Source organism: Neorhizobium sp. BETTINA12A (genome assembly GCF_023006485.1).
Classification (GTDB): Bacteria; Pseudomonadota; Alphaproteobacteria; order Rhizobiales; family Rhizobiaceae; genus Neorhizobium.
Genome location: NZ_JALBGW010000171.1, coordinates 1 through 9,713, shown reverse-complemented (window position 1 = coordinate 9,713; position 9,713 = coordinate 1). Strand labels below are relative to the sequence as shown.

Annotated in this window: 10 protein-coding genes and 1 pseudogene; 4 read left to right on the top strand and 7 right to left on the bottom strand. The window is 62.1% G+C overall.

The annotated features are described in order from the left end of the window. From MOV61_RS25415 to MOV61_RS25400, 4 genes and pseudogenes are all read left to right on the top strand, one after another. Positions 1-183, top strand: a pseudogene (locus tag MOV61_RS25415) (efflux RND transporter periplasmic adaptor subunit); the annotation flags it as partial. Positions 184-194: 11 nt separating this feature from the next. Beyond that, positions 195-911, top strand: a complete 717-nt coding sequence (locus MOV61_RS25410; protein ID WP_038542941.1) for an ABC transporter ATP-binding protein — start codon at positions 195-197, stop codon at positions 909-911. Next, complete coding sequence (locus tag MOV61_RS25405) at positions 901-2,106, top strand: ABC transporter permease (protein ID WP_247138577.1); 1,206 nt, start codon at positions 901-903, stop codon at positions 2,104-2,106. Before MOV61_RS25410 ends, MOV61_RS25405 begins: the two co-directional genes overlap by 11 nt. 120 nt (positions 2,107-2,226) lie before the next feature. Further along, a complete protein-coding gene (locus MOV61_RS25400; protein ID WP_247138576.1) occupies positions 2,227-2,850 on the top strand; it encodes a GntR family transcriptional regulator in 624 nt (207 codons plus the stop codon). Positions 2,851-2,855: 5 nt separating this feature from the next. Here MOV61_RS25400 and sufA read toward each other — a convergent pair whose 3' ends face one another. From sufA to MOV61_RS25365, 7 genes are all read right to left on the bottom strand, one after another. Next, positions 2,856-3,245, bottom strand: a complete 390-nt coding sequence (sufA, locus tag MOV61_RS25395; RefSeq protein ID WP_038542936.1) for a Fe-S cluster assembly scaffold SufA — start codon at positions 3,243-3,245, stop codon at positions 2,856-2,858. 77 nt (positions 3,246-3,322) lie between these two features. Next, positions 3,323-3,703: an SUF system Fe-S cluster assembly protein gene (locus tag MOV61_RS25390; RefSeq protein WP_038542934.1), complete on the bottom strand. Its 381-nt coding sequence runs from the start codon at positions 3,701-3,703 to the stop codon at positions 3,323-3,325. An 11-nt stretch (positions 3,704-3,714) separates the two neighbouring features. Then, the gene (locus MOV61_RS25385; protein WP_247138575.1) at positions 3,715-4,956 is read right to left on the bottom strand and encodes a cysteine desulfurase; all 1,242 of its coding nucleotides are present in this window, start codon (positions 4,954-4,956) and stop codon (positions 3,715-3,717) included. 13 nt (positions 4,957-4,969) lie between these two features. Next, positions 4,970-6,244: a Fe-S cluster assembly protein SufD gene (sufD, locus tag MOV61_RS25380; protein ID WP_247138574.1), complete on the bottom strand. Its 1,275-nt coding sequence runs from the start codon at positions 6,242-6,244 to the stop codon at positions 4,970-4,972. Positions 6,245-6,269: 25 nt separating this feature from the next. Further along, positions 6,270-7,025, bottom strand: a complete 756-nt coding sequence (gene sufC / locus MOV61_RS25375) for a Fe-S cluster assembly ATPase SufC (RefSeq protein ID WP_038542928.1) — start codon at positions 7,023-7,025, stop codon at positions 6,270-6,272. Positions 7,026-7,088: 63 nt separating this feature from the next. Then, on the bottom strand, positions 7,089-8,558 hold the full coding sequence (gene sufB, locus MOV61_RS25370) for a Fe-S cluster assembly protein SufB (RefSeq protein ID WP_247138573.1): 1,470 nt from the start codon (positions 8,556-8,558) through the stop codon (positions 7,089-7,091). Positions 8,559-8,705: 147 nt separating this feature from the next. Beyond that, positions 8,706-9,713 (bottom strand): cysteine desulfurase family protein (locus tag MOV61_RS25365; RefSeq protein WP_247138572.1); only part of this gene is annotated, 1,008 nt, incomplete at its 5' end.

Here is a 9,713-nt window from a genome sequence, read left to right as displayed (position 1 = left end):
GGCAATCGCGGCGGCGACGATGCTTCGGGAGCGGGTCGTGCCGTCTGGGTTCTGCGCGCAGGCGCGCCGACGCGAGTACAGGTCGAGACCGGCCCCAGCGACGGCCAGTTCACGGTGCTGAAATCCGGTGAGATCAAGCAAGGCGATCTGCTGATCACGGACGCTGTCGCCCGGGCGAGCTGAGGAGGGTTTCGATGAGGCTCCCTCCCATCATCGCCTTCAGGCAGGTTTCGAAATTCTACGGGCACGGCGAAGCGACGATCCGTGCCCTCGATCATATCGACCTGTCGATCACGGCGGGCGAGTTCGTGTCGATCATGGGTCCGTCCGGTTCCGGCAAGTCGACCGCGATGAACATCATCGGCGGGCTCGACGTGCCTTCATCCGGCGAATACCTGTTCCAGGGCATTCCGACGAGCGGCTTCGACCGCGCCCAGCTGACACTTTTACGCCGGCATATGCTCGGCTTCGTGTTCCAGGGGTTCAATCTTCTAGCCCGCACGTCCGCGGTCGAAAATGTCGAGCTGCCGCTCGTCTATCGGGGTATGGATCACCGCGAACGGCGCAAACGTGCGATGGTTGCGCTGGAACAGGTGGGCCTCAAGGGCCGCGAAGGGCACACGACCCAGGAACTGTCCGGCGGGCAGCAGCAGCGCGTGGCGATCGCGCGCGCCATCGTCACCGATCCCGCCGTGCTACTGGCCGACGAACCGACCGGTAATCTCGACACCAGGACCAGCGCCGAGATCATGGAGCTGATCACCCGGCTCAATCGCGACAACGGCATTACCGTGATCATGGTCACCCACGAGGAGGACATCGCCGCCTATGGTAAGCGGCTGCTGCGCTTCGTCGACGGGCATCTCGCCTCGGATCAGGCGCAGGCGAAGGAGCACGACCATGTTCTTTGAGACGACGAAACTGGCCTGGCGGGCGATCAGCCGCAACATGCTGCGCTCCTTCCTGACCGTGCTCGGCGTGGTGATCGGCGTTGCGGCTGTCATCGCCATGGTCACGGTCGGCAACGGCACGACGGCGAAGGTCCAGGCCGAGCTTTCTCGCCTCGGCACCAACACGCTGTTCGTCCGCCCGGGCCAATGGGGGCCGGGACGTGCCAGCAGCGAGGCCAAGCGCTTCAACGACAAGGATGTCCGGGCGATCCAGGAGCAGGTGACCGGGCTTCGCGCCGTGGCGCCCGTGAACCGTGGCACCGCGACCGTGATTGCCGGCGGTGCCAACCATTCGTCCAGCGTGATCGGCACCAACAACGATTATCTGATCGCCCAGGACTGGGATCTGTCGCTCGGCCGGTCGTTCCTCGCCAGCGAGGACCGTGGCAGCCAGGCCGCCTGCATCATCGGCGAGACGGTACGCAAGGAACTTTTTGGCGCAGCCAACCCGGTCGGGCAGAACATCCGCGTCAGCAATGTCGCCTGCCCGGTGGTCGGCGTGCTCGCCGTCAAGGGCCAGTCCGGCATGGGCGACGACCAGGACGACACGGTCATCATGCCGTTGAAACTGCACCAGCGGCGGATCGGCGGGACGACGACGATCAGCAGTATCATCCTGTCGGCGCAGGATGGTGTGGCAACCGAAAAAGTCCAGTCGGATGTCGAAAGCCTGCTGCGCGAACGGCGCAGGATTGCGGTTGGCCGCGATGACGACTTCTCGGTCAACGATATGTCGCAGATCGCCGCGGCGATGACCGGCACGACGGTGCTGCTGACCGGGCTGCTCGGTGCCGTCGCGGCCGTGAGCCTGCTGGTCGGCGGCATCGGCATCATGAACATCATGCTGGTTTCGGTCACCGAACGCACCCGCGAGATCGGCATTCGCCTCGCGATCGGTGCCCTTGAGCGGCAGGTGCTGACCCAGTTCCTCGTCGAGGCGGTGATGCTGTCGATCTTCGGCGGCGTCAGCGGCATAATTGCCGGCCTGGCGCTTGCCTATGGCGTGGTGACTTTCCTCGGCGTGCCTTTTGTCGCGAGCCCGACGATCATCCTGCTTGCCTTTGCCTTCTCGGCGGCGATCGGCATGGTGTTCGGCTATTTTCCGGCCCGGCGTGCGGCGCAGCTCAATCCGATCGAAGCCCTCCGCCACGAATAGGCGGCGGCGGTCCCCTTGGGTCTGTCGCCGGTAACATTGACGTTGGCCTGATATATCACGTGCGGTTGCCATTCCAAATGCGACATGGCATCCTGTGATATATCAGAGAGGATGAGATGCATGGCATCCGAGGCAGAATCGCTAAGCCGACAGGCCTATCACCGGCTCGAAAACCTCATTGTCACCCTTCAACTGCCGCCCGGCGCGCTGGTTACGGAAAAGCAGCTCATCGGCCTTGCGGGCCAAGGCCGCACACCGGTGCGCGAAGCAATCCAGAAACTCGAATGGCAGGGATTGATGCGGGTGCGCCCGCGCGTCGGACTGCAGGTCACCGAGATCATCGAGGGCGACCACGAAAACATCATGCAGGTGCGCCGCCAGCTTGAGCCGGTTGCAGCAGCCCTGGTGGCGGAACATGCCAGCGATGAGCAGCGCAGCGCCCTGCTCGACTGCGCCAAGGCAATGGGTGCCGCAGCGGCGACCGGTGACATTCACGGCTTCCTGGATGCCGACAAGCGTTTTGACGAGACCCTCGAGGAGGCCTGCCCCAACCGGTTCCTGACCTCGGCGCTGGCGCCGCTCCAGACCCATTCGCGGCGGCGGTGGTTTTCGACGGCCTCTATCGAACGGCTGGATCAGGCGGTGACCCAGCATGTCGCCGTCATCCGCGCCATCCGGGCGAGCGACGTCGAAGCGGCACGAAGAGCGATGGAGACACTCCTCGCCTATCTGCCGAATTCATGAGGTAATCAGGCGTGGACTTCGGCTTCGCGCTGCTTTGCGAGCGCAGCGAGATCCGCAGGCTTCAGTTCGACCGACTCGCCGCAGCCGCAGGCAGACGTCTGGTTGGGATTGACGAAGGTGAAGCCTGAGCGCATCTGCGTGACTTCGAAATCCATCTGGGTGCCGAGGAGATAAAGCACGGCGGAAGGTTCGATCCAGACGCTCGCGCCGTCGTGCTCGATCATGTCGTCCTTCGCATTCGGCTCGGTGACGAGATCGACCGTGTATTCCATGCCGGCACAGCCGCCCTTCTTGATCCCCACACGCAGGCCCTTGGCCTCCGTTCCGGAATTGGCAACGAGCTGTTTGACGCGCGTCGCAGCGGCATCGGTCATGGTCATAATGGCGAAGCCCATAGGCTCATTCTCCTTCCGCACGCGGATTCAAGGTCCGGAGTTTCACGATTCAAATGTAGTACCGACCGATTAATCGATCAATACCAACCGACAGCCACCTGGGCTTCTTCGGACATGCGCTCCGGCGTCCACGGCGGATCGAAGGTCATCTCGACTTCGACGCCGGACACGCCTTCTACGGCGCCGACGGCGTTTTCCACCCAGCCCGGCATTTCGCCGGCGACCGGGCAGCCTGGCGCTGTCAGCGTCATCAGGATCTTCACCATGCGGTCGTCCTCGATGTCGATCTTATAGATCAGACCGAGTTCGAAGATGTCGGCGGGGATTTCCGGATCATAGACCGTTTTCAGCGCTCCGATCACGTCGTCGCTCAATCGCGCCAACTCATCGGCCGGAATAGCGGATTGGATCAGTCCTTCGCGGGCGTCCCACTTCAATTCCGTTTCATCGGCGGCCATGGCAATAGTCCTCAAGCAAAGAAATTTCGCGCGTAGTCGAGCGCATCGGCCAGCGCATCCACTTCGGCACGGGTATTATACATGCCGAACGATGCCCTGCATGTGGAGGTGACGCCGAAGCGCTTCAAGAGCGGCATGGCGCAATGGGTGCCGGCGCGAACCGCAACACCCTTACGGTCGATCACCATCGAGACGTCATGGGCGTGGATGCCGGCAAGCTCGAAGGAAAAGATGCCGCCCTTGCCGGGCGCATTGCCGATGATCCGCAGCGAGTTGATGGCGCGCAGGCGTTCGGCAGCGTAAGCGGCGAGATCCGCCTCGTGGCGGGCGATCGCGGCGCGGCCGATCTTGTCCATATAATCCAGCGCGTAACCGAGCCCGATCGCCTGGACGATCGGCGGCGTACCCGCCTCGAAACGATGCGGCGGATCGTTGTAAGTGACGATATCCTCGGTGACGTCAACGATCATCTCGCCGCCGCCCTGGAACGGCCGCATCTCCCTCAGCCGGTCCGACTTGCCGTAAAGCACGCCGATGCCGGACGGACCGTAGAGCTTGTGGCCGGTCATCACGTACCAATCGCAATCGATGTCGCGGACATCGACCGGCATGTGCACGGCGCCCTGGCTGCCGTCGATCAGGACCGGAATGCCGCGCTCATGGGCGATGCGGCAGACTTCCTTGACCGGAACCACGGTGCCGAGCGCGTTCGACATATGGGTGATGGCGACGAGCTTGGTCTTTTCGGTGAGGGACTTCTCGAAATCCTCGATATGAAAGGCGCCCTCGTCGTCGACCGGCACCCAGACGAGCTTGGCGGCCTGCCGCTCGCGGATGAAATGCCAGGGCACGATATTGGAATGGTGCTCCATGATCGTCACGACGATCTCGTCGTCGGCACCGATATTCGGCATGCCCCAGCCGTAGGCGACGGTGTTGATCGCCTCGGTCGAATTCTTGGTGAAGACGATCTCGTCCACCGAACCGGCATTCAGGAACCGGCGCACCTTTTCGCGCGACGCCTCATAGGCTTCGGTCGCGGCATTCGAGAGGAAATGCAGGCCGCGATGGACGTTCGCATATTCGCTGGAATAGGCGTGGCTGATCGCGTCGATCACCACCTGCGGCTTCTGGGCCGAGGCGCCGTTGTCGAGATAGACCAGCGGCTTGCCGTGCACCATCGTCGACAGGATCGGAAAGTCCCGGCGGATCGCTTCCACATCGTAGGTCGTCGAGGGTGCACTCTGGTCCATATCAGGCCCCTTTTCAGGCATGCTTTTCAAGCCAGGCCGAGATGACGCCTTCCAGCGCCTCGACCAGCTTTTCTTCCTCGAGTTCCTCGACGATCTCGGCAACGAAGGCGTTGACTAGCATGGCCCGTGCCTTGTTTTCCGGAACGCCGCGCGCCATCAAATAGAAGAGATGGCTGCTCTCGATATCGGCAACCGTCGCGCCATGGCCGCAGACCACGTCGTCCGCGAAGATTTCGAGCTCGGGCTTGGCCGAAAACCCGCCATCGTCGGTCAACAGAAGCGTGTTGCAGGACATCTTGGCGTCGGTCTTCTGGGCATCCGGAGCGACCCGGATCATGCCCTGGAAAACGCCGTTGGCGCGGTCGAACACGACGTTGCGGATGATCTCCGTCGAGTTGGTGTTCGGCACGTTGTGGCCGAGAACCAGCGTCACGTCGGTGTGGCTTTCGGCGCCGAGCAGGTTGACGCCGCGCAGCGTCAGTTCGGCACCTTCGCCGGCCACGTCGATACGCAGTTCCTGGCGCACCAGCTTGCCGCCGGCATTGATGACGAAAAGGCGCAGCTTAGCATCGGTGCCGAGCTTTACGCGGATCTGGCCGAGATGGGTGTCGGCGGCACCCTGCTGCTGCAGGATGATCCAGGTGATGTCAGCGCCATCCTCCAGCGCGATGTCACTGATGGAAGACACGAGCGCTGAACCTTCAGCCACCGACCGGTGACGCTCGATGATCGTCGCCTTGGAAGCGGCGCCGAAGGAGACCGGGAAGCGCGTATGAACCTGGCCGGCGCCGTGCAGCGCCTGCAGTTCGATCGGCGCATCCAGTTCCATATTGGCCGGAACGGTGACCGCGTAACCATCACGCACGAAGCTGCCGTTGATGCGGCCGATCGCGTCGTCCTTGTCGAGCGCCGTCAGACCGGCAGCGGCCGAGCCGTCTGCGAGACTGTCCTTGAAAAGCGTGATCTCGACGCCGTCAACGGCAGCCTTCGCGTCGGCTTCACCCTGCAGGATCGAAAGCACCTTCGAGCCCTCGACCAGCGGCGCGATCGGATCAATGGCGGAAACCAGCGTCACTTCGGGGACGCTACGCAGCAGGTTCTTGAGGTCGGTATAATGCCAGGCCTCGATGCGGCGGGTCGGCAGGCCGGACTTCTTGAGGTCGTCCAGAAGCCTGTCCCGCGTGCCGATCACGGCGCCATTGCCCGGCAGTTCGCCGATCTGCGTGCCGAAGGCTTCGACCAACGCGGTTTCTGCAGCCGTGAGGCGGCTTGTCGTCTGCATGTTCATGACAACATCCTTCCCTTCGGGCCGCTTAAGCCGCTTCTCCGATGATATCGGCATAGCCGTTCTCTTCCAGCTCAAGCGCAAGCGCCTTGTCGCCGGAGCGGATGATCTGGCCCTTGTAGAGTACGTGGACCGTGTCCGGCACGATGTAGTCGAGCAGGCGCTGGTAATGGGTGATGACGATCGTGGCGCGGTCCGGCGACTTCAGAGCGTTGACGCCATCGGCAACGATCTTCAGCGCGTCGATGTCGAGGCCGCTATCGGTTTCATCGAGGATGCAAAGTTTTGGCTCGAGCAGCGCCATCTGCAGGATTTCAGCGCGCTTCTTCTCGCCGCCGGAGAAACCGACGTTGAGCGGACGGCGCAGCATGGCCTGGTCGATCTTCAGCTTCTCGGCGGCTTCCTTGACGCGGCGGATGAAGTCCGGCGTCGTCAGTTCCGCCTCGCCGCGCGCCTTGCGCTGCTCGTTCATCGCAACCTTCAGGAACTGCATGGTGGCGACGCCCGGAATTTCGAGCGGGTACTGGAAGGCGAGGAAGATGCCCTTGGACGCACGTTCGGCCGGGTCGAGTTCCAGGATGCTCTCGCCGTTATAGAGGATATCGCCCTCGGTGACTTCGTAATCCTGGCGGCCTGCGAGGATATAGGACAGTGTCGACTTGCCGGAGCCGTTCGGGCCCATGACGGCAGCAACTTCACCGGCTTTCACGGTGAGGTTCAGGCCGCGGATGATCTCGGTGCCGTCTTCGGCGATACGGGCGTGCAGGTTCTTGATCTCAAGCATGTTTCTTATCCTTCCGGATTTATTCGGTGACGCGTCAGTGCGCGATATTCGGACAGCGGGCCATCAGCCCACGGAGCCTTCGAGCGAGATGCCGATCAGCTTCTGGGCCTCGACGGCGAATTCCATCGGCAACTGCTGGATGACGTCCTTGACGAAGCCGTTGACGATCAGGGCGATGGCTTCCTCTTCGGGAATGCCGCGCTGCATGACGTAGAACTTCTGGTCCTCGGAAATCTTCGAGGTCGTCGCTTCGTGCTCGATCTGTGCCGATGCGTTCTTCACGTCGATATAGGGCACGGTGTGGGCACCGCACTGGTCGCCGATCAGGAGCGAGTCGCAATTGGTGAAGTTGCGGGCATTTGAAGCCCGGCGGTTGATCGACACCTGTCCGCGATAGGTGTTGTTCGAATTGCCGGCGGAAATACCCTTCGAAATGATGCGGCTCGACGTGTTCTTGCCGAGATGGATCATCTTGGTGCCGCTGTCGATCTGCTGATAGCCGTTGGAAACGGCGATCGAATAGAACTCGCCGCGGCTATCGTCGCCGCGAAGAATGCAGCTCGGATATTTCCAGGTGATCGCCGAACCGGTCTCGACCTGCGTCCACGAGATCTTCGAGCGGGTGCCGCGGCAATCGCCGCGCTTGGTGACGAAGTTGTAGATGCCGCCCTTGCCCTGGGCGTCGCCCGGGTACCAGTTCTGCACCGTCGAATACTTGATCTCCGCATCGTCGAGAGCGATGAGTTCGACCACGGCGGCGTGAAGCTGGTTCTCGTCGCGCTGCGGCGCCGTGCAGCCTTCGAGGTAGGAAACGTAAGCGCCTTCCTCGGCGATGATCAGCGTGCGCTCGAACTGGCCGGTATTCTTTTCGTTGATGCGGAAATAGGTGGACAGCTCCATCGGGCACCGCACGCCCTTCGGCACGAAGACGAAGGAACCGTCGGTGAACACGGCGGCGTTCAGGGTCGCATAGAAATTGTCCGAAGTCGGAACGACCGAGCCCAGATATTTCTTGATCAGCTCAGGATGTTCGCGAATCGCCTCGGAGATCGACATGAAGATCACGCCGGCCTTCTGCAGTTCCTTCTTGAAGGTCGTCACGACCGAAACCGAGTCGAAGACGGCGTCGACGGCGACCCGCGGCGTTTCAACGCCAGCCAGAATCTCCTGTTCGCGCAGCGGAATGCCGAGCTTCTCGTAGACCCTCAACAGTTCCGGGTCGACGTCTTCGAGCGACTTCGGGCCGGCGCTGCTTTTCGGAGCTGCGTAATAATAGAGATCGTTGAAGTTGATCTTCGGATATTCGACGCGCGCCCAGGTGGGCTCTTCCATGGTCAGCCAGCGACGATAGGCGTCGAGACGCCATTCCAGCATCCATTCCGGCTCCTGCTTCTTGGCCGAGATGAAACGGATGATATCTTCCGAAAGACCCTTTGGCGCCTTGTCCACTTCGATGACGGTTTCAAAACCGTATTTGTACTGGTCCACATCGATTAGGCGAACCTGATCGATTGTTTCCTGCACGGCAGCCATGTTCATACTCCAATTCTTGCCGGTTCAAATTCCGGCAATTCTTGTCATCAATCCGGGGGACAGTTGCCTCCCTTATGTAGGCGCCAGAAGGCGGTTTTCACACCTTTTGGCAAGCGGAAATTTGCGCATCCGCATTTTTGGAAGCGGTCACGCCGCCTCGCCCGCCGGTTTTCGCCGGCCGGCAATCTTGGCGAAGGCGGCCAGCGCCCGCGCGATATCATCTTCCGTCGTGTCGACGCCGAGCGAAATCCGCAAAGCACCGAGCTTCGGATCATGCCCCATCGCCGTCAGAACATGGCTTTCGCCGACTTTTCCCGCCGAGCAGGCGGAGCCGGCGGACAGCGCGATACCTTCGAGATCGAAAGCGATCTGCCCGGTTTCCGATTTCAGCCCCGGCAAAGTGAAAAAGCAGGTATTCGCCACACGCAGAACTCCCTCGCCATGGATGATCGCATCCGGGGCAGCCTGGCGCATTCCCGCTTCCAGCCGGTTGCGCAACTCTTCGATCCCGGCATTGCGGTCATGAAGGTTTTCACGCACGGCCTGGGCCGCTGCACCGAACCCGACGACGGCATGGAAATTTTCCGTGCCGGACCGATGGCCCTTTTCCTGGCCGCCGCCGCGGATGAGCGGTTTCGGCATCAGCACTTCGCCGCGCGAAACGAGTGCGCCGACGCCCTTCGGACCGCCGATCTTGTGCGACGACAGGATCAGGAAATCCGCATCCAGCGCATTGATGTCCACCGGAATACGGCCGACCGCCTGCACGACGTCCACCACCATCAGGCCGCCACGGGCATGGGCGATCGCCGCAACGTCTGCCACGGGCTGAACAATGCCGGTCTCGTTATTGACCAGCATGACAGCGACCATCGGCATGCCGACGCTCCGGTCGTGTTCGGCCAGCAGCGCCTCAAGTGCGGAAAGATCGACGATACCCGCCGGCGTGACCGGCACTTCGGTCACCTGGGCCGGATCGAAACGACCGCCTTCGCGGATCGCCGGATGCTCGATCGCAGAGACATAGACACGGCTCATCGCCAAAGGCGCCCGGCCCATCCGGAAATCCGGGGTCAGCACGTGATTGGCAGCTTCCGTCGCGCCGCTGACGAAGGTCACATGCGCCGGCTCTGCACCGACCAGCGCCGCCACCTG

Coding starts and splice junctions, on each gene's coding strand:
- MOV61_RS25410 (WP_038542941.1), top strand. CDS start 195: ATGAGGCTCCCTCCCATCATCGCCTTCAGGCAGGTTTCGAAATTCTAC.
- MOV61_RS25405 (WP_247138577.1), top strand. CDS start 901: ATGTTCTTTGAGACGACGAAACTGGCCTGGCGGGCGATCAGCCGCAAC.
- MOV61_RS25400 (WP_247138576.1), top strand. CDS start 2,227: ATGGCATCCGAGGCAGAATCGCTAAGCCGACAGGCCTATCACCGGCTC.
- sufA (WP_038542936.1), bottom strand. CDS start 3,245: ATGGGCTTCGCCATTATGACCATGACCGATGCCGCTGCGACGCGCGTC.
- MOV61_RS25390 (WP_038542934.1), bottom strand. CDS start 3,703: ATGGCCGCCGATGAAACGGAATTGAAGTGGGACGCCCGCGAAGGACTG.
- MOV61_RS25385 (WP_247138575.1), bottom strand. CDS start 4,956: ATGGACCAGAGTGCACCCTCGACGACCTACGATGTGGAAGCGATCCGC.
- sufD (WP_247138574.1), bottom strand. CDS start 6,244: ATGAACATGCAGACGACAAGCCGCCTCACGGCTGCAGAAACCGCGTTG.
- sufC (WP_038542928.1), bottom strand. CDS start 7,025: ATGCTTGAGATCAAGAACCTGCACGCCCGTATCGCCGAAGACGGCACC.
- sufB (WP_247138573.1), bottom strand. CDS start 8,558: ATGGCTGCCGTGCAGGAAACAATCGATCAGGTTCGCCTAATCGATGTG.